Genomic DNA, 18,042 nt, shown 5'->3' with positions numbered 1-18,042 from the left:
CCATGTTACGTACAATCAACTTCATGGGCGTTCGCAACTTTGCGTTCGGCGTCACATTGTTCCTTACCGCACTGGCCTTGTTCAGTGTCTTCCACAAGGGCATGAACTGGGGCCTGGACTTCACCGGCGGTACGCTCATCGAGCTGACCTACGAGCGTCCGGCCGATGTCACCAAGGTGCGTGAGCAGCTGGTGACCGCGGGTTATCACGAAGCCATCGTGCAGAACTTCGGTGCGACCACCGATCTGCTGGTGCGCATGCCGGGCGAAGACCCGCAACTGGGTCACCAGGTGGCCGAGGCCTTGCAGAAGGTCGGCGGCGAGAACCCGGCGACGGTCAAGCGCGTCGAGTTCGTCGGCCCGCAGGTGGGTGAAGAACTGCGCGACCAGGGCGGCCTCGGCATGCTGATGGCGCTGGGCGGCATCCTGATCTACCTGGCGTTCCGTTTTCAGTGGAAGTTCGCGGTCGGTGCGATCGTGTCCTTGATCCACGACGTGATCGTGACCATCGGTATCCTGTCGTTCTTCCAGATCACCTTCGACCTGACGGTGCTGGCGGCGGTACTGGCGATCATCGGTTACTCGCTCAACGACACCATCGTGGTATTCGACCGGGTTCGTGAGAACTTCCGCGTCCTGCGCAAGGCCAGCCTGATCGAGAACATCAACATCTCGACCACGCAAACCCTGCTGCGGACCATGGCGACGTCGATCTCTACCTTGCTGGCGATCGCGGCCCTGCTGTTCTTCGGCGGCGACAACCTGTTCGGTTTCTCCATCGCCCTGTTCATCGGTGTTCTGGCGGGTACTTACTCGTCGATCTACATCGCGAACGTGGTGCTGATCTGGCTGAACCTGAGCACGGAAGACCTGATTCCTCCTGCCAATACCGAGAAGGAAGTCGACGACCGTCCTTGAGGGGCTTTCTAACCCAGAGCAGTCCTCCATCGGTGTAGTCCAAAAAAGGCGCGAGTTGAACTCGCGCCTTTTTTTGTGCTCCAAGGCTGGGAGAAGCGCGGACACGTTCCGCATGTGATGGTCCAGGAGGTTCATGTGAACAAGTCGATGCTGGTTGGTGCTGTACTGGGTGCTGTCGGTGTGACTGCCGGGGGCGCTGTGGCCACCTACAGCCTGGTTAAAAGCGGTCCTGAGTTCGCACAAGTACTCGCCGTTGAGCCGGTCAAGACACAAATCAAGACTCCACGTGAAGTGTGCAAGGATGTAACGGTCACCCGGCAGGCGCCGGTGAAAGATCAACATCAGATCGCCGGTACGGTGGTCGGTGCATTGGCAGGTGGTTTGCTGGGTAACCAGATCGGTGGCGGCACCGGCAAGAAGATCGCCACGGTCGCGGGTGCTGTCGGTGGCGGTTATGCCGGCAACAAGGTGCAGGAAGGCATGCAGGAGCGTGATACCTACACCACGACCCAGACCCGCTGCAACACGGTCAACGACATCAGTGACAAGGTTGTAGGTTACGACGTGCGGTATTCGCTGGACGGCAAGGAAGGCAAGGTGCGCATGGATCGTGATCCGGGCAACCAGATTCCGGTGGATAAGGAAGGCAAGTTGATCCTGTCGGAGAATCAGCAGGGTCAGTGATCTGCTGAAACCGGATAAAAAAGAAGCACCCTGCGGGGTGCTTTTTTTGTGCCCGCAAATTCTGCATCGACACCAATCCCCCTTGTAGGAGCCGGCTTGCTGGCGATAGCGGTCTGACAGTCGACATCAATGGTGAATGTCAGATCGGATCGCCAGCAAGCCGGCTCCTACAGAGGTGGATGCTGGCGTAGCGGTCTAACAGTCGACATCAATGGTGAATGTCAGGTCGGATCGCCAGCAAGCCGTCTTCTACAGATGGTGGGGCAAATTCCGGGCATAAAAAAAGCACCCCGAAGGGTGCTTTTTCTGTCGCGGGAAGCTTAGCGCTTCAGCGAGGCCGGCAGGTGCGGCTGGATCGCCGTCAAAACTGCCTTGAAGCATTTGGTGTTGCCGGCAACGACGTGGCCTTTCTCGAGGAAGTCGTGACCGCCGGTGAAGTCGCTCACCAGGCCGCCTGCTTCCTGGATCAGCAGGGCGCCTGCCGCCATGTCCCACTCGGACAGGCCCGACTCCCAGAAGGCGTCGAAACGGCCGGCAGCCACGTAGGCCAGGTCCAGGCTCGCAGAACCTGCGCGGCGGATGCCGGCCGTCTGGCCAACCAGGGCGCGGAACATGCCCAGGTAGTTGTCGAGGTTGTCCATCTGCTCGTCACGGAACGGGAAGCCGGTACCCAGCAGGGCGCCGTCCAGGCTGGTGCGACCGCTGACGCGCAGGCGACGACCGTTCAGTTGAGCGCCGCGACCACGGCTGGCGGTGAATTCTTCCTGGCGAACCGGGTCCAGAACCACTGCGTGCTCCAGGCGACCGCGGTATTTGCAGGCAATGCTGACAGCGAAGTGAGGAATGCCGCGCAGGAAGTTGGTGGTGCCGTCCAGTGGATCGATGATCCACAGGTACTCTTCGCCTTCGATGCCGGTGCCGGCGTGCATGCCGGTCTCTTCACCCAAGATCGAGTGATTCGGGTACGCCTTGCGCAGGGCGTCGATGATTTTCTGTTCAGCGGCGCGATCCACCTCGGATACGTAATCCTTGGCGTCTTTTTCGTCGACCTTGATGGTATCCAGGCGCTCGATGGAGCGGAAGATCAATTCACTGGCGCTGCGGGCGGCGCGCAGCGCGATATTCAGCATGGGCTGCATGGATGTGTCACCTAAGGTTGTTAAAGAAAGCCGGGCATTCTATCAGAAAGTTTCTACAGGAGAAGGACGACGTTCGCTTTCATGGCTTAACGGTAGCTTCAGCTGTAAGATTCCGCTCCCGATTATCGTGTTCGAGAGCGCCTCCCTTGCTGCATAACATTCGTGTCGTCTTGGTCAATACCAGCCATCCGGGCAATATCGGCGGGGCTGCGCGTGCCATGAAGAACATGGGCTTGTCGCGGCTGGTGCTGGTCGAGCCTCGTCAGTTCCCGCATCACGAAGCCGACGCCCGTGCTTCCGGTGCCGGTGACATCCTTGAAAACGCGCAAGTCGTCGCCACCTTGGAAGATGCCCTGGTCGGCTGCAATCTGGTGCTGGGTACCAGTGCCCGCGACCGGCGCATTCCCTGGCCGCTGCTCGATCCCCGCGAATGCGGAACGAAGGTGGTCGAGGAGGCCGGGCAGGGCGCGCAAATCGCCCTGGTGTTCGGTCGTGAAGATTCCGGCCTGACCAACGAAGAGCTGCAGCGATGTCATTATCACGTGCACATCCCATCCGACCCTGAGTTCAGTTCGCTGAACCTTGGGGCGGCGGTGCAGGTGTTGAGCTATGAAGTGCGCATGTCCTGGCTGGCGGCCCAAGGCCAGCCAAGCAAGGTCGAGAAGGAAGAGGTGGCTTCGGTCAAGAGCGCTGAGCTCGCGACCATGGACGAGCTGGAGCGATTCTATGAACACCTGGAGCAAACCCTGGTGGCCATCGAGTTCCTCGATCCGGAAAAGCCGCGGCACTTGATGGCGCGCCTGCGCCGGTTGTACGGACGCAGCTCGGTCAGCCGGGCGGAAATGAATATTTTGCGTGGCATCCTCACGGAAACCCAGAAAGCGGCCCGTGGTGAGCTTCTAAAGCGGAAGGATTAATGATGTTTGAGCGTTTGCGTGAAGATATCCAGAGCGTATTCCATCGAGACCCGGCGGCGCGTAACGCTTTTGAAGTCCTGACCTGCTACCCCGGCATGCACGCCATCTGGATTCACCGTTTGTCGGCGATGCTGTGGCGCGCGGACCTGAAGTGGCTGGCGCGGCTGGTGTCGAACTTCGGTCGCTGGCTGACCGGGATCGAGATCCATCCGGGGGCCAAGGTCGGTCGACGTTTCTTCATCGACCATGGCATGGGCATCGTCATCGGTGAAACCGCCGAGATCGGCGACGACGTCACTATTTACCAGGGCGTGACCCTGGGCGGCACCAGCTGGAACAAGGGCAAGCGTCATCCGACCCTGGGTGATGGCGTCGTGGTCGGGGCGGGCGCGAAGGTGCTCGGCCCGTTCACTGTCGGTGCCGGTGCCAAGGTGGGTTCCAATGCTGTCGTGACCAAGGAGGTGCCGCCGGGGGCGACCGTGGTCGGGATTCCGGGGCGGATCATCGTCAAATCCGACGAAGAGCAGGATGCCAGGCGCAAGGCCATGGCCGAGAAGATCGGTTTTGATGCCTACGGCGTGACTGAAGACATGCCTGACCCGGTGGCTCGGGCCATCAACCAGTTGCTCGACCACCTGCAGGCGGTCGATGGGCGTCTGGAGGGGATGTGCGGGGCGTTGAAGGATCTGGGCAGTAATTACTGTGCGAAAGATCTACCTGAACTGCGCGAAGAAGACTTCGCCTGTGTGAAGGACAAGGATCAGAGTCAGGCCAGCTGAAGCGAGTCGACTTCATCGCGGGCAAGCCCGCTCCCACAGGGATTCTTGGTGTTCACACATTCTGTGCTTCACCCGGGACTTTGTGGGAGCGGGCTTGCCCGCGATGAACGATAACGCGGTACCGCTGGCTGTTTGCGCCCAGCCTTTGCTATGATGCGGCCGCTCTTTTGCGGGTAAACCTGACTAAAGTACTAGGTCTTATAGTTGACTTAAATACTCGGGAATTGCATACTCGCCTCATTCCGAACTCCGTGGTAATTGTCCATGCGACTGACTACAAAAGGCCGATACGCCGTGACCGCCATGCTTGACCTGGCGTTGCACGCGCAGCACGGGCCCGTGTCCCTGGCCGATATCTCCGAGCGCCAAGGCATCTCCCTGTCCTACCTCGAACAGCTTTTTGCCAAATTGCGCCGCAGCAATCTGGTGTCCAGCGTGCGTGGTCCGGGCGGTGGCTACCAATTGTCCCGCGACATGCAGGGCATCCAGGTCGCCCAGGTGATCGATGCGGTGAACGAATCGGTCGATGCCACCAAATGCCAGGGCCAGGGTGATTGCCATCAAGGCGACACCTGTCTGACCCACCACTTGTGGTGCGACCTGAGCCTGCAGATTCACGAATTTCTGAGCGGTATCAGCTTGGCTGACCTTGTGACTCGCCGTGAGGTGCAAGAAGTAGCCCAGCGTCAGGACCAGCGCCGTTGCAACAGCAAGGTGCCACGCCTGGACAAGATTGAAGCGTCCGCCGTCGAATGACAGCCAAAGAGCTAGCGGCACGCCAGCCAGCCTGATTTAGGAGATAGTCCATGAAATTGCCGATTTACCTTGATTACTCTGCGACCACCCCGGTTGATCCGCGTGTCGCGCAAAAGATGAGTGAATGCCTGCTGGTCGACGGAAACTTCGGTAACCCGGCGTCCCGTTCCCACGTGTTCGGCTGGAAAGCTGAAGAGTCCGTTGAAAACGCCCGTCGTCAGGTGGCCGACCTGGTCAATGCCGACCCGCGCGAAATCGTCTGGACCTCCGGTGCCACCGAATCCGACAACCTGGCAATCAAGGGTGCGGCACATTTCTACGCCACCAAAGGCAAGCACCTGATCACCACCAAGATCGAGCACAAGGCTGTCCTGGACACCATGCGCCAACTGGAGCGTGAAGGTTTCGAAGTGACCTACATCGAGCCTCGCACTGACGGCCTGGTGACCCCGGAGATGATCGAAGCCGAACTGCGCGACGACACCATCCTGGTGTCGGTCATGCACGTGAACAACGAAATCGGCACCATCAACGACATCGCAGCGATCGGCGAACTGCTCCGTTCCAAGGGCATCCTGTTCCACGTCGACGCGGCTCAGTCCACCGGCAAGGTCGAGATCGACCTGCAGAAGCTGAAAGTCGACATGATGTCGTTCTCCGCCCACAAGACCTACGGTCCTAAAGGCATTGGCGCCCTGTACGTAAGCCGCAAGCCGCGCGTACGTATCGAAGCGACCATGCACGGTGGCGGCCACGAGCGTGGCATGCGTTCCGGCACCCTGGCGACCCACCAGATCGTCGGCATGGGCGAAGCGTTCCGTGTGGCCAAGGAAGACATGGCTGCCGAGAACGTGCGCATCAAGGCCCTGAGCGACCGTTTCTACAAGCAGGTCGAGCACCTGGAAGAGCTGTACGTCAACGGCAGCCTGACCGCCCGCGTTCCGCACAACCTGAACCTGAGCTTCAACTACGTTGAAGGCGAGTCGCTGATCATGGCGCTCAAGGATCTGGCGGTTTCGTCCGGTTCGGCCTGCACCTCGGCATCCCTTGAGCCTTCGTACGTGCTGCGCGCCCTGGGCCGCAACGACGAACTGGCTCACAGCTCGATCCGCTTCACCTTCGGCCGTTTCACCACCGAAGAAGAAATCGACTACGCCGCGCAGAAAGTCTGCGAGGCCGTAACCAAGCTGCGCGCTCTGTCGCCGCTGTGGGATATGTACAAAGACGGTGTCGACATTTCGAAAATCGAGTGGGCGGCACACTGATTTCAAGTCGCCGCGAACCGGCCCCGCGAACTTCGGTAGCGGGGCTCAAAGAGCGACTCTCTGATGAGTGAGGATTAAGAATCATGGCTTACAGCGAAAAGGTCATCGACCACTACGAAAACCCGCGCAACGTCGGCAAGATGGACGCGGAAGATCCTGATGTCGGCACCGGCATGGTCGGTGCTCCGGCGTGCGGCGACGTGATGCGCCTGCAGATCAAGGTCAACGACGCCGGCATCATCGAAGATGCCAAGTTCAAGACCTACGGCTGCGGTTCGGCTATCGCTTCCAGCTCCCTCGCCACCGAGTGGATGAAGGGCAAGACCCTGGACGAAGCGGAAACCATCAAGAACACCCAGCTGGCTGAAGAACTGGCCCTGCCGCCAGTGAAAATCCACTGCTCGGTACTCGCTGAGGACGCCATCAAGGCGGCTGTTCGCGACTACAAGCAGAAGAAAGGCTTGATCTAAGCATTTGGCGACGAGTAAGGAGTCAACGATGGCTATCAGCATGACAGAAGCGGCGGCCAAGCACGTGCGACGCTCCCTCGACGGGCGCGGCAAGGGTGAAGGGATTCGTCTGGGTGTTCGCACCACGGGCTGTTCCGGCCTTGCCTACGTGCTGGAGTTTGTCGACGAGGTGGTTGCTGAGGACCAGGTGTTCGAAAGTCACGGCGAAAAAGTGATCATCGACCCGAAAAGCCTGGCCTACCTGGACGGCACCGAACTCGATTTCGTCAAGGAAGGGTTGAACGAAGGCTTCAAGTTCAACAACCCCAACGTGCGCGGTGAATGTGGCTGCGGCGAAAGCTTCAACATCTGAGGCTTGTCGTGGGTACTCCTTGTCATTTCGCTTTATTCGAGCTGCAACCGAGTTTCGATCTGGACCTCGATCAGCTGGCTACGCGCTACCGTGAGTTGGCGCGCGGCGTTCATCCGGACCGCTTTGCAGACGCTTCCGAGCGCGAGCAGCGGCTGGCGCTGGAGCAATCCGCGAGCCTCAACGAGGCCTACCAGACGCTCAAGAGTCCACCCAAGCGCGCGCGTTACCTGCTCGCCTTGAATGGTGGCGAGCTGCCGCTGGAGGTCACGGTGCATGATCCGGAGTTCCTTTTGCAGCAGATGGAGTTGCGTGAAGAGCTCGAAGACCTGCAGGACAGCGCCGACCTCAATGGCGTTGCCGTCTTCAAGCGTCGCCTGAAGGCTGCCCAGGATGAACTGAACCAAAGCTTCGCAGCTTGCTGGAACGATGCCGCGCAACGTGAACGGGCCGAACGCCTGATGCGGCGCATGCAGTTCCTCGACAAGCTCACCTACGAAGTGCGCCAGCTGGAAGAGCGCCTCGACGATTAACCCAGTGCCGCTCCGGTCGCACGCCTGATATACAGATAAGTCCTGATAACGATGGCCCTACTGCAGATCGCCGAACCCGGCCAAAGTCCTCAACCGCACCAGCGTCGTCTGGCTGTGGGGATCGACTTGGGCACTACCAATTCGCTGGTCGCTGCATTGCGCAGTGGACTTTCCGAGCCTCTGGCTGACGCGCAAGGGCGGGTCATCCTGCCGTCTGCCGTGCGCTATCACGCCGATCGCGTCGAGGTTGGCGAATCCGCCAAGCTGGCCGCCGCCACCGATCCCTTGAACACCGTGCTGTCGGTCAAGCGCTTGATGGGTCGCGGTCTGTCCGACGTCAAGCAATTGGGTGAGCAACTGCCCTACCGCTTTGTCGGCGGCGAGTCGCACATGCCGTTCATCGACACCATCCAGGGCCCGAAAAGCCCGGTCGAAGTGTCCGCCGATATCCTCAAGGTCCTGCGCCAGCGCGCCGAAGCGACCCTGGGCGGTGAGCTGGTGGGTGCGGTGATCACCGTTCCGGCCTATTTCGATGACGCTCAACGTCAAGCCACCAAGGATGCGGCCAAGCTGGCCGGCCTGAATGTGCTGCGCTTGCTCAATGAGCCGACCGCAGCCGCTGTGGCCTATGGTCTGGATCAGCATGCCGAAGGCCTGGTCGCCATTTACGACCTGGGCGGCGGCACCTTCGATATTTCGATTCTGCGCCTGACCGGCGGTGTCTTCGAAGTCCTGGCCACCGGCGGCGACAGCGCCCTGGGCGGCGATGACTTCGACCACGCAATCGCTGGCTGGATCATCGAGAGCGCCGGTCTGTCCGCCGACCTCGATCCAGGTGCGCAGCGCAACCTGCTGCAAACCGCCTGTGCCGCCAAGGAAGCCCTGACCAATGCGGCGGCCGTTGAGGTTGCCTATGGCGACTGGAAAGCCGAGCTGACCCGTGACGCCTTCAATGCGCTGATTGAGCCGATGGTCGCGCGCAGCCTCAAAGCCTGCCGTCGTGCGGTACGGGATTCCGGTATCGAGCTGGAAGACGTGCACGCCGTGGTCATGGTCGGTGGTTCGACTCGCGTACCCCGCGTTCGCGAAGCCGTCGCCGAAGCGTTCGGTCGCCAGCCCCTGACTGAAATCGACCCGGATCAAGTGGTCGCCATTGGTGCTGCGATCCAGGCTGATACCCTGGCCGGTAACAAGCGCGATGGTGGCGAACTGCTTCTGCTCGACGTGATTCCGCTGTCCCTGGGCCTGGAAACCATGGGCGGCCTGATGGAGAAGGTGATTCCGCGCAACACCACCATCCCCGTCGCTCGTGCCCAGGACTTCACCACGTATAAAGATGGCCAGTCGGCCATGGCGATCCATGTGTTGCAGGGCGAGCGCGAGCTGATCAGCGACTGCCGCTCCCTGGCGCGCTTCGAGTTGCGTGGCATTCCGGCAATGGTGGCGGGTGCGGCGAAGATTCGCGTGACCTTCCAGGTCGATGCCGACGGTCTGCTCAGTGTTTCCGCTCGCGAACTGGGTTCGGGCGTCGAGGCCAGCATTCAGGTCAAGCCGTCCTACGGCCTGACCGACGGCGAAATCGCCAAAATGCTCAAGGACTCGTTCCAGCACGCCAATGACGACAAGGTTGCCCGTGTACTGCGCGAGCAGCAGGTCGACGCCCAGCGCCTGATCGAGGCCGTGCAGGCCGCTCTGGAGGCTGATGGCGAGCGTTTGCTCGACGCCGAAGAGCGCCTGGTCATCGACCTGCAGGTGCAGGAATTGACCGAACTGATGAAAGGTACCGATGGTTACGCCATCGAGCAGCAGACCAAGCGTCTGTCGCAAGTGACCGACGCCTTTGCTGCCCGCCGCCTGGACTCGACGGTGAAAGCCGCGCTGGCGGGGCGCAACCTGAATGAGATTGAGGAATAACGATGCCGCAGGTCATTTTTCTGCCACACGAGAAGTTTTGCCCCGAAGGCATGGTTGTAGAGGCTGAGACCGGTACCTCCATCCTCGAGCTGGCCCATGAGCACCACATCGAGATGGAAAGCGCCTGTGGCGGCGTGTGCGCCTGCACCACCTGCCACTGCATCATCCGCGAGGGTTTCGACTCGCTGGAAGAGGCCGACGAGCTGGAAGAAGACTACCTTGATAAGGCCTGGGGCCTTGAGCGCGAGTCCCGCCTGGGCTGCCAGGCCAAGGTCGGAACCGAAGACCTGACGGTCGAAATTCCGAAGTACTCGCTCAACCACGCCGCCGAAGCGCCGCACTGATTCAAGGAATTGTCATGAAACTCAAGTGGACTGATGTGCTGGAGATCGCGATCCAGCTGGCTGAAAGCAAGCCCGACGTGGACCCTATGTCGGTCAACTTCGTCGATCTGCGTAAATGGGTAATGGAATTGCCCGATTTCGACGATATGCCTGAGCATTGTGGCGAAAAGATCCTGGAGGCCATTCAGGCCCACTGGATCGAAGAACGCGACTGAGCCACGCCGCAGGTTAGGCAATACCCGAGAACCCGCGTATAATTCGCGGGTTTAATTTTTCGTAAATTACCGTTTCTGGAGTTACACCATGGCTGTTCAACGTACTTTCTCCATCATCAAGCCTGACGCCGTTGCTAAAAACGTGATCGGCGAGATCACCACTCGTTTCGAAAAAGCCGGCCTGCGCGTTGTAGCTTCGAAACTGAAGCAACTGTCCAAAGCTGAAGCCGAAGGCTTCTACGCTGAGCACAGCGCTCGTGGTTTCTTCAACGACCTGGTTGCTTTCATGATCTCCGGTCCGGTTGTCGTTCAGGTTCTGGAAGGCGAAAACGCTATCGCTCTGAACCGTGAGCTGATGGGCGCTACCAACCCTAAAGAAGCTGCTGCCGGCACCATCCGTGCTGACTTCGCTGACTCCATCGACGCCAACGCCGTACACGGTTCGGACTCCGAAGCCGCTGCCGCTCGCGAAATCTCGTACTTCTTCGCAGCTACTGAAGTAACCACTCGCTAAGCATTGGCTTAAGAGTGAAGGTGAATCCATGACTACATCGACTGTAAAAACTAACCTGCTGGGTCTGACTCAACAGGAAATGGAAAAATTCTTCGACTCAATCGGGGAGAAGCGTTTCCGTGCCGGTCAGGTAATGAAATGGATTCACCACTTTGGTGTCGATGATTTCGATGCCATGACGAACGTCAGCAAGGCCTTGCGCGAAAAGCTCAAGGCTGTTGCTGAGGTCCGTGGTCCGGAAGTGGTCAGCGAGGACATCTCCAGCGACGGCACCCGCAAGTGGGTGGTGCGCGTGGCGTCCGGCAGCTGCGTCGAGACCGTGTACATTCCCCAGGGCAAGCGCGGCACCTTGTGCGTTTCGTCCCAGGCAGGCTGTGCCCTGGATTGCAGTTTCTGCTCCACCGGCAAGCAAGGCTTCAACAGCAACCTCACCGCCGCCGAAGTCATCGGCCAGGTGTGGATTGCCAACAAATCCTTTGGCAGCGTCCCGGCAACCGTCGACCGTGCCATCACCAACGTGGTGATGATGGGCATGGGTGAGCCGCTGCTGAACTTCGACAACGTCGTCGCGGCCATGCATCTGATGATGGACGACCTGGGCTACGGCATTTCCAAGCGCCGCGTGACCCTGTCGACCTCCGGCGTGGTACCGATGATCGATGAGCTCTCCAAGCACATCGACGTCTCCCTGGCGTTGTCCTTGCACGCACCGAATGACGCATTGCGTAACCAATTGGTGCCGATCAACAAGAAGTATCCGCTTAAGATGCTGCTCGAGTCGTGCCAGCGCTACATGTCGTCCCTGGGCGAAAAGCGTGTGCTGACCATCGAGTACACCTTGCTCAAGGACGTCAACGACAAGCTTGAGCACGCCGTGGAAATGATCGAGCTGCTCAAGAACATCCCGTGCAAGATCAACCTGATCCCGTTCAACCCGTTCCCGCATTCCGGGTACGAGCGTCCGAGCAACAACGCCATTCGTCGTTTCCAGGATCAGCTTCATCATGCCGGTTTCAACGTCACCGTCCGCACCACCCGTGGTGAAGACATCGACGCCGCCTGTGGTCAATTGGTAGGGCAGGTGCTGGATCGCACCCGTCGCAGCGAACGTTATATCGCCGTGCGTGAATTGAACGCCGACAGCGATGTTGCTTCGAGCACTGCGAACAACAATTAAGAGAGGATCTCTATGTCCCTGCGCTTTGCGCTGCTTTTGCTGTTGGCCAGCCTGTGTGCTGGCTGCGTGCTTTCGGGTGATTACAACCCGATGAAGACCAGCAAGGGCCGTGATGAAGCGCGTGAGGCATACGTGCAGCTCGGTATCGGGTATTTGCAACAAGGCATGACCGAGCGCGCCAAGGTTCCGCTGAGAAAAGCCCTGGAGCTCGATGGCTCCGACCCGGATGCCAACGCGGCGCTGGGGCTGGTGTTCCAGGCCGAGATGGAGCCGGAACTGGCCGACGAGCATTTTCGCAAGGCACTGTCTTCCCGTCCTGGCGACGCACGAATCCTCAATAATTACGGCGGTTTTCTTTTCGAGCAGAAACGTTACAAGGACGCCTACGAGCGCTTTGAACAAGCCGCTGCCGATACGCTGTATCCTGAACGTTCGCGGGTGTTCGAGAACCTGGGCATGACCGCTGCGATGCTCGGCCAGCGTGATCTGGCCCAGCAGCAACTGGAAAAAGCCCTGCGCCTGAACCGGCAACAACCTCGTGCATTGCTGGAAATGGCTGAGTTGTCTTACGAAGACAGGCATTATGTGCCCGCGCGAGATTATTACGACCGTTTCAGCCAGCTCTCCGAGCAAAATGCACGTAGTCTATTGCTCGGCGTTCGGCTGGCAAACGTGTTCGAAGATCGCGACAAGGCTGCAAGTAAAGGCCTGCAACTAAAAAGACTCTATCCCGGTACGCCGGAATATCAGCAATACCTGTCGGAGCAATGATGAAAGCGGCGCATCCCGAAGTTGTAGCAGCGAATCGCGTTAACCCCGGTGAGACTTTGCGCCAGGCCCGCGAAAGCAATGGCTGGTCGCTGGCCGAAGTGGCCCTCAAGCTCAACCTCACCACCACTTCCTTGAGCAATCTGGAAGCCGGCGCTTTCGACAAGCTGCCCGGGCATACCTTTGCCCGTGGTTATATTCGCGCCTATGCCAAGTTGCTCGGCATGGACCAGGCCGTTCTGGTCCAGCAATTCGATCAATCCACCGGTACCGACTCCCAGGGCAGCAATGTTCACAGCCTGGGTCGTATCGAAGAGCCGGTCCGGGTTTCCCACACCATTTTGCGAATCGTCAGCCTGCTGTTGCTGGTCGCGGTGATCGGTGGCGGTTTCGTCTGGTGGCAGGATCAGACCTCGATGCGCACCAAGGACCTGATCGGTCTGGCACCAGAGCACGTAGAAGTCGAAGGCGCCGACGGTACGACACAGATTCATCCGCTGGACGAGCCGGAAGACCAGGCCGTCGTGGAAGGTCAGACCGAAGGCGGAACCGCTCTCGCATTGCCACAGGCCGAGGCTCCGGCTGAAGCACCGGAACAGGCTCAAGTGACTGCGCCAGCCACGCCAGCTACACCCGCGCACTCTACCGCGCCCGTTGTCGCAGCGCCGGTGACCCCGGCAACTCCGGCTCCGGCAGCGCCTGCCGCCCCGGTCCCTGCGGTGACTGCACCGGTAGCGGCTGCGGCTCCTGCTCCAGCGGCAACCGCAGCCGCACCTGTGGCCGGTCAAGGCCAGGTTCAGCTGCAGTTCACCTCCGATTGCTGGACACAAGTGACCGACGGTAGCGGCAAGGTACTGTTCAGCGGTCTCAAACGCAAAGGCGACAGCCTGGCAGTCAATGGCAAACCACCGTTTTCCGTACGCCTGGGCTTTGCCCGTGGCGCTCAGGTCAGCTACAACGGCCAGCCAGTCGATGTCGCTCCGTTCACCAGTGGCGAGACTGCTCGCCTGAAGTTGGGTCAATAAGTCATGCACGGCGAATCTCCAATCAAACGTCGCGAATCCCGCAAGATCTGGGTCGGTAACGTGCCTGTTGGCGGCGATGCGCCTATCGCTGTGCAGAGCATGACCAACAGCGACACCAACGATGTCGCGGCCACGGTCGCGCAAATCAATCGCCTGGAAGCGGCCGGCGTCGATATCGTGCGGGTTTCCGTCCCGGACATGGACGCCGCCGAGGCCTTCGGCAAGATCAAGCAGCTGGTCAAAGTCCCCCTGGTTGCCGACATTCACTTCGACTACCGCATCGCATTGCGCGTCGCCGAACTGGGTGTCGATTGCCTGCGGATCAACCCGGGCAACATCGGTCGCGAAGACCGCGTGCGCGCAGTGGTCGATGCCGCCCGTGACCGCGGGATCCCGATCCGTATCGGCGTGAACGCCGGGTCCCTGGAAAAAGACCTGCAAAAGAAATACGGCGAGCCCACGCCTGCTGCGCTGGTCGAGTCTGCCTTGCGTCACGTCGAGCACCTTGAGCGCCTGAACTTCCAGGACTTCAAGGTCAGCGTGAAAGCCTCTGACGTGTTCATGGCCGTCGAAGCGTACCGCCTGCTGGCCAAGGAAATCGTCCAGCCACTGCACCTGGGCATCACCGAAGCCGGTGGTTTGCGTTCAGGCACGGTGAAATCCGCCGTGGGCCTCGGTATGCTGCTCGCCGAAGGGATTGGCGATACTATCCGCATCTCGTTGGCGGCCGACCCGGTCGAGGAAGTGAAGGTCGGCTACGACATTCTCAAATCCCTGCACCTGCGTTCCCGTGGCATCAACTTCATCGCCTGCCCGAGCTGCTCGCGGCAGAACTTCGATGTGGTCAAGACCATGAACGAGCTGGAAGGGCGCCTCGAGGATTTGCTGGTGCCGCTGGATGTCGCGGTCATCGGTTGCGTGGTCAACGGCCCGGGCGAAGCCAAGGAAGCCCATATCGGCTTGACCGGCGGCACGCCAAACCTGATTTACATCGACGGCAAGCCGTCGCAGAAACTGACGAATGACAATCTGGTGGATGAGCTTGAACGCTTGATCCGCGAGAAAGCGGCCGAAAAGGTCGAAGCTGACGCTGCCGTTATTGCGCGTGGCTGATCGAACGAATTAAGGAATTTAAGTGAGCAAGTCTCTGCAAGCCATTCGTGGCATGAATGACATCCTGCCCGAGCAGACCCCCCTGTGGCGTCATTTCGAAGGCACCGTTTCGCGCCTGCTGGATAACTACGGTTACAAGCAGATCCGCATGCCGATCGTCGAGTTCACCGAGCTGTTCAAGCGCTCCATCGGTGAAGTGACCGACATCGTCGAAAAAGAGATGTACACCTTCGACGACCGCAACGGCGACTCCCTGACCCTGCGCCCTGAAGGCACTGCGGCCTGCGTGCGCGCAGTGCTGGAGCACGGCATTACCGGCGGTGGCCAGGTTCAGAAACTCTGGTACATCGGCCCGATGTTCCGCCACGAGCGTCCGCAGAAAGGTCGTTATCGCCAGTTCCACCAGATCGGTGTCGAAGTGTTCAACCTCGACGGTCCGGACATCGACGCCGAGCTGATCGTGCTGACCTGGCGCCTGTGGGGCGAGCTGGGCATCCGCGATGCGGTAAAACTCGAGCTCAACAGCCTGGGTACCAGCGAATCCCGCGGCCGTTATCGCGAAGCGCTGGTCGAATACCTCTCGGCGCACATGGACAAGCTCGACGAAGACAGCCAGCGTCGCCTGAAAACCAACCCGCTGCGGGTTCTTGATACCAAGAACGCCGACACCCAGGCGGTATTGGTCGATGCGCCGAAGATGGCCGACTACCTCGACGAAGAATCCCGCGTGCACTTCGAGGGCCTCAAGGCTCGCCTGGATGCCGCCGGCATTCCTTACGTGATCAACCCGAAGCTGGTTCGCGGGCTGGATTACTACAGCAAGACCGTTTTCGAATGGGTCACCGACAAGCTCGGCGCCCAGGGCACCGTCTGCGCTGGCGGCCGTTACGACGGCCTGGTGGAGCAGATGGGCGGCAAGCCGACCGCCGGCGTTGGTTTCGCCATGGGCATCGAACGCCTGGTGCTGTTGCTGGAAACCCTGGAGCAGATTCCGGAGGAGATCTCCCGTCAGGTTGACGTCTACCTCTGCGCCTTCGGTGAAGCCGCCGAACTCGCCGGCCTGACCCTGGCGGAGCGCGTTCGTGACCAGTTGCCCAACCTGCGCCTGCAAGTGAATGCCGGTGCCGGCAGTTTCAAAAGCCAGTTCAAGAAGGCCGACAAGAGCGGTGCGCTGTACGCGCTGATCCTCGGTGACGACGAAATGGCCCAGCAAGTGGTAGGTTTCAAACCCCTGCGTGGCCAGGGCGAACAACAAAGCATTGCCTGGGATGCGCTTGCAGCGCACCTGGCCACCTGCGTCGTGCAGGGTTGAAGCTGTCTAAACAGCCGAATTAGCGATTAAGGAGTATTGGGGTGTCGAGTACCGAAGACGAACATGTGGCGGAATTGAAGGAATGGTGGTCACGCAACGGTAAGCCCCTGGTTACTGGCGGCCTGTTGGCGCTGGTCATCGTTTTCGGCTGGCAGGCGTTCCACAAGTATCAGAGCAATCAGTCGCAAGGCGCCTCGATTCTCTATCAGCAATTGCTCGAAACCACGCTGACGCCTGACGGCAAGCCTGATGCGGCCCGTGTTTCGGACCTGGCCGGCAAGCTCAGCAGCGAGTACGGCGGCAGCGCCTACGCGCAGTACGGCAGCCTGTTCGTGGCCAAGGTAGCGGTCGACAGCGGCAAGCTGGACGACGCGGCCACCGAGCTCAAGGCCATTGTCGCCAAACCGGCCAACCCGGCGCTGGGCGAAATCGCCCGTCAGCGTCTGGCCCAGGTACTCGGCGCGCAGAACAAGGCCGACGAAGCCCTGAAGCTGCTCGAAGGCGATGCCGACAAGGCATTCCTGGCCACTCGCGAAGAACTCAAGGGCGACCTGCTGGTGCAGTTGGGTCGTACCGACGAGGCGAGCGCGGCGTATCAAAAAGCCAAGGCGGCACTGTCGGATGAAGCGGCGGTCGGTGGCCTGCAAATCAAGCTGGACGACCTGGCCAAAGGGGATGCGTGACGTGATTCGTTGGAAACATGCAGCATTGCTGGCCCTGGCCATTTTGGCCGCGGGTTGCAGCAGCAACAGCAAAAAAGAACTGCCTCCGGCCGAACTGGTCGACTTCAAGGAAGAAGTGGTTCTGCACAAGCAGTGGAGTCGTTCGATCGGTGACGGTCAGGGCGAAACCTACAACATGCTGGTTCCGGCCATCGATGGCGATACCATCTATGCCGCCGACGTCACTGGCGTGTTGATGGCGATGGATCGCCACACCGGCGACGTCAAATGGAAGAAAGACCTCGAGCTGCCTGTTTCCGGTGCTGTCGGCGTTGGTTACGGTCTGGTCACGATCGGTACGATCAAGGGTGAAATCGTTGCCCTGGACGCGATCAACGGCGAAGAAAAATGGCGCGCTCGCGTGTCCAGCGAAGTGCTGGCACCGCCAGCCAACAACGGTGACGTTGTGGTGGTCCAGACCCAGGACGATCGTCTGATCGGCCTGGATGCCTCCACCGGTAATCGTCGCTGGATCTACGACAGCACGCCTGCGGTTCTGACCCTGCGGGGCACCAGTGCGCCGATCGTCACCAACCGCCTCGCGGTGGCTGGCCTGTCGACCGGTAAAGTGGTTGCCGTGGACATCTCCAACGGCGTACCGGTGTGGGAACAGCGCGTAGCGATCCCGCAAGGTCGTTCGGAGCTGGAGCGCGTGGTCGATATCGACGGTGGCTTGCTGCTGTCGGGCGAAACGCTGTATGTCGCCAGCTATCAGGGGCGCGTTGCCGCTCTGGACCTGCAAAGCGGCCGTCAGCTCTGGCAGCGTGATGCTTCCAGCTACGCCGGTGTCGCCCAGGGCTTTGGCACCGTTTATGTAAGCCTGTCTTCGGGTACCGTTGAAGGCGTCGACGAGCGTTCCACCACAGCCTTGTGGAGCAACGATTCGCTGGCCCGCCGTCAACTGTCGGCCCCGGAAGTGTTCTCCAGCTACGTTGCAGTCGGTGACCTGGAAGGTTACCTGCACCTGCTGAGTCAGGTGGACGGTCGATTCGTCGGCCGCGAGCGCATCGACAGCGACGGCCTGCGTGCCCGTCCGCTGGTGGTGGGTGACACGATTTATGTGTATGGCAACAGCGGCAAACTGGAAGCCCTGACCATCAAGTAACGACTATGCTTGGGTTTTAACCCC

Annotated in this window: 21 protein-coding genes; 20 read left to right on the top strand and 1 reads right to left on the bottom strand. The window is 60.1% G+C overall.

Annotated features, from left to right (window positions below; translation table 11 throughout):
- Positions 1 to 2 precede the first annotated feature (2 nt).
- Positions 3 to 917, top strand: a complete 915-nt coding sequence (gene secF / locus AB7M25_RS25050) for a protein translocase subunit SecF (protein WP_007980597.1) — start codon at positions 3 to 5, stop codon at positions 915 to 917.
- A gap of 135 nt (positions 918 to 1,052) precedes the next feature.
- The gene (locus AB7M25_RS25045) at positions 1,053 to 1,601 is read left to right on the top strand and encodes a glycine zipper 2TM domain-containing protein (protein ID WP_104450787.1); all 549 of its coding nucleotides are present in this window, start codon (positions 1,053 to 1,055) and stop codon (positions 1,599 to 1,601) included.
- Positions 1,602 to 1,921: 320 nt separating this feature from the next.
- Here AB7M25_RS25045 and suhB read toward each other — a convergent pair whose 3' ends face one another.
- On the bottom strand, positions 1,922 to 2,740 hold the full coding sequence (suhB, locus tag AB7M25_RS25040; protein ID WP_007974015.1) for a type III secretion system regulator SuhB: 819 nt from the start codon (positions 2,738 to 2,740) through the stop codon (positions 1,922 to 1,924).
- Between the two features lie 146 nt (positions 2,741 to 2,886).
- On the opposite strand from suhB, the gene trmJ reads away from it, so the two are divergent.
- From trmJ to bamB, 18 genes are all read left to right on the top strand, one after another.
- Positions 2,887 to 3,657, top strand: coding sequence for a tRNA (cytosine(32)/uridine(32)-2'-O)-methyltransferase TrmJ (gene trmJ / locus AB7M25_RS25035; RefSeq protein ID WP_429560271.1), 771 nt, complete (start codon positions 2,887 to 2,889; stop codon positions 3,655 to 3,657).
- A gap of 2 nt (positions 3,658 to 3,659) precedes the next feature.
- Positions 3,660 to 4,436 carry a serine O-acetyltransferase gene (cysE, locus tag AB7M25_RS25030; protein ID WP_310057123.1) on the top strand — a complete coding sequence of 259 codons (777 nt, stop codon included), beginning with the start codon at positions 3,660 to 3,662 and terminating at the stop codon, positions 4,434 to 4,436.
- A gap of 264 nt (positions 4,437 to 4,700) precedes the next feature.
- A complete protein-coding gene (gene iscR / locus AB7M25_RS25025; protein ID WP_007974010.1) occupies positions 4,701 to 5,192 on the top strand; it encodes a Fe-S cluster assembly transcriptional regulator IscR in 492 nt (163 codons plus the stop codon).
- A gap of 50 nt (positions 5,193 to 5,242) precedes the next feature.
- Positions 5,243 to 6,457, top strand: coding sequence for an IscS subfamily cysteine desulfurase (locus tag AB7M25_RS25020; RefSeq protein WP_008057730.1), 1,215 nt, complete (start codon positions 5,243 to 5,245; stop codon positions 6,455 to 6,457).
- Between the two features lie 83 nt (positions 6,458 to 6,540).
- Positions 6,541 to 6,927 carry a Fe-S cluster assembly scaffold IscU gene (gene iscU / locus AB7M25_RS25015; protein ID WP_007974006.1) on the top strand — a complete coding sequence of 129 codons (387 nt, stop codon included), beginning with the start codon at positions 6,541 to 6,543 and terminating at the stop codon, positions 6,925 to 6,927.
- Positions 6,928 to 6,955: 28 nt separating this feature from the next.
- Positions 6,956 to 7,279 (top strand): iron-sulfur cluster assembly protein IscA, encoded by a 324-nt coding sequence (gene iscA / locus AB7M25_RS25010; protein ID WP_007974004.1) that lies wholly within the window; start codon positions 6,956 to 6,958, stop codon positions 7,277 to 7,279.
- Positions 7,280 to 7,287: 8 nt separating this feature from the next.
- A complete protein-coding gene (gene hscB / locus AB7M25_RS25005) occupies positions 7,288 to 7,809 on the top strand; it encodes a co-chaperone HscB (RefSeq protein ID WP_007974002.1) in 522 nt (173 codons plus the stop codon).
- Between the two features lie 51 nt (positions 7,810 to 7,860).
- On the top strand, positions 7,861 to 9,723 hold the full coding sequence (hscA, locus tag AB7M25_RS25000) for a Fe-S protein assembly chaperone HscA (protein ID WP_429385598.1): 1,863 nt from the start codon (positions 7,861 to 7,863) through the stop codon (positions 9,721 to 9,723).
- A gap of 2 nt (positions 9,724 to 9,725) precedes the next feature.
- On the top strand, positions 9,726 to 10,067 hold the full coding sequence (fdx, locus tag AB7M25_RS24995) for an ISC system 2Fe-2S type ferredoxin (protein ID WP_060543107.1): 342 nt from the start codon (positions 9,726 to 9,728) through the stop codon (positions 10,065 to 10,067).
- A 14-nt stretch (positions 10,068 to 10,081) separates the two neighbouring features.
- Positions 10,082 to 10,282, top strand: coding sequence for a Fe-S cluster assembly protein IscX (gene iscX, locus AB7M25_RS24990; protein ID WP_007973999.1), 201 nt, complete (start codon positions 10,082 to 10,084; stop codon positions 10,280 to 10,282).
- 88 nt (positions 10,283 to 10,370) lie between these two features.
- Positions 10,371 to 10,796: a nucleoside-diphosphate kinase gene (ndk, locus tag AB7M25_RS24985; RefSeq protein WP_007903599.1), complete on the top strand. Its 426-nt coding sequence runs from the start codon at positions 10,371 to 10,373 to the stop codon at positions 10,794 to 10,796.
- A 28-nt stretch (positions 10,797 to 10,824) separates the two neighbouring features.
- The gene (gene rlmN / locus AB7M25_RS24980) at positions 10,825 to 11,973 is read left to right on the top strand and encodes a 23S rRNA (adenine(2503)-C(2))-methyltransferase RlmN (RefSeq protein WP_015093627.1); all 1,149 of its coding nucleotides are present in this window, start codon (positions 10,825 to 10,827) and stop codon (positions 11,971 to 11,973) included.
- Between the two features lie 12 nt (positions 11,974 to 11,985).
- The gene (gene pilW / locus AB7M25_RS24975) at positions 11,986 to 12,744 is read left to right on the top strand and encodes a type IV pilus biogenesis/stability protein PilW (protein WP_429385601.1); all 759 of its coding nucleotides are present in this window, start codon (positions 11,986 to 11,988) and stop codon (positions 12,742 to 12,744) included.
- The gene (locus tag AB7M25_RS24970) at positions 12,744 to 13,766 is read left to right on the top strand and encodes a RodZ domain-containing protein (RefSeq protein ID WP_429385603.1); all 1,023 of its coding nucleotides are present in this window, start codon (positions 12,744 to 12,746) and stop codon (positions 13,764 to 13,766) included. Before pilW ends, AB7M25_RS24970 begins: the two co-directional genes overlap by 1 nt.
- A 3-nt stretch (positions 13,767 to 13,769) precedes the next feature.
- Positions 13,770 to 14,879 (top strand): flavodoxin-dependent (E)-4-hydroxy-3-methylbut-2-enyl-diphosphate synthase, encoded by a 1,110-nt coding sequence (gene ispG / locus AB7M25_RS24965; protein WP_020795607.1) that lies wholly within the window; start codon positions 13,770 to 13,772, stop codon positions 14,877 to 14,879.
- A 22-nt stretch (positions 14,880 to 14,901) separates the two neighbouring features.
- Positions 14,902 to 16,191, top strand: coding sequence for a histidine--tRNA ligase (hisS, locus tag AB7M25_RS24960; protein ID WP_007973994.1), 1,290 nt, complete (start codon positions 14,902 to 14,904; stop codon positions 16,189 to 16,191).
- Between the two features lie 41 nt (positions 16,192 to 16,232).
- Positions 16,233 to 16,874: a YfgM family protein gene (locus tag AB7M25_RS24955; RefSeq protein ID WP_429385606.1), complete on the top strand. Its 642-nt coding sequence runs from the start codon at positions 16,233 to 16,235 to the stop codon at positions 16,872 to 16,874.
- Positions 16,867 to 18,018 (top strand): outer membrane protein assembly factor BamB, encoded by a 1,152-nt coding sequence (bamB, locus tag AB7M25_RS24950; protein WP_104450782.1) that lies wholly within the window; start codon positions 16,867 to 16,869, stop codon positions 18,016 to 18,018. Before AB7M25_RS24955 ends, bamB begins: the two co-directional genes overlap by 8 nt.
- Positions 18,019 to 18,042: the final 24 nt, after the last annotated feature.

The sequence above is a fragment of the Pseudomonas sp. AP3_22 TE3818 genome, assembly GCF_053628995.1.
Note: the sequence above shows the minus strand (reverse complement) of the source record. Positions and strands in the feature narration are given on the sequence as shown.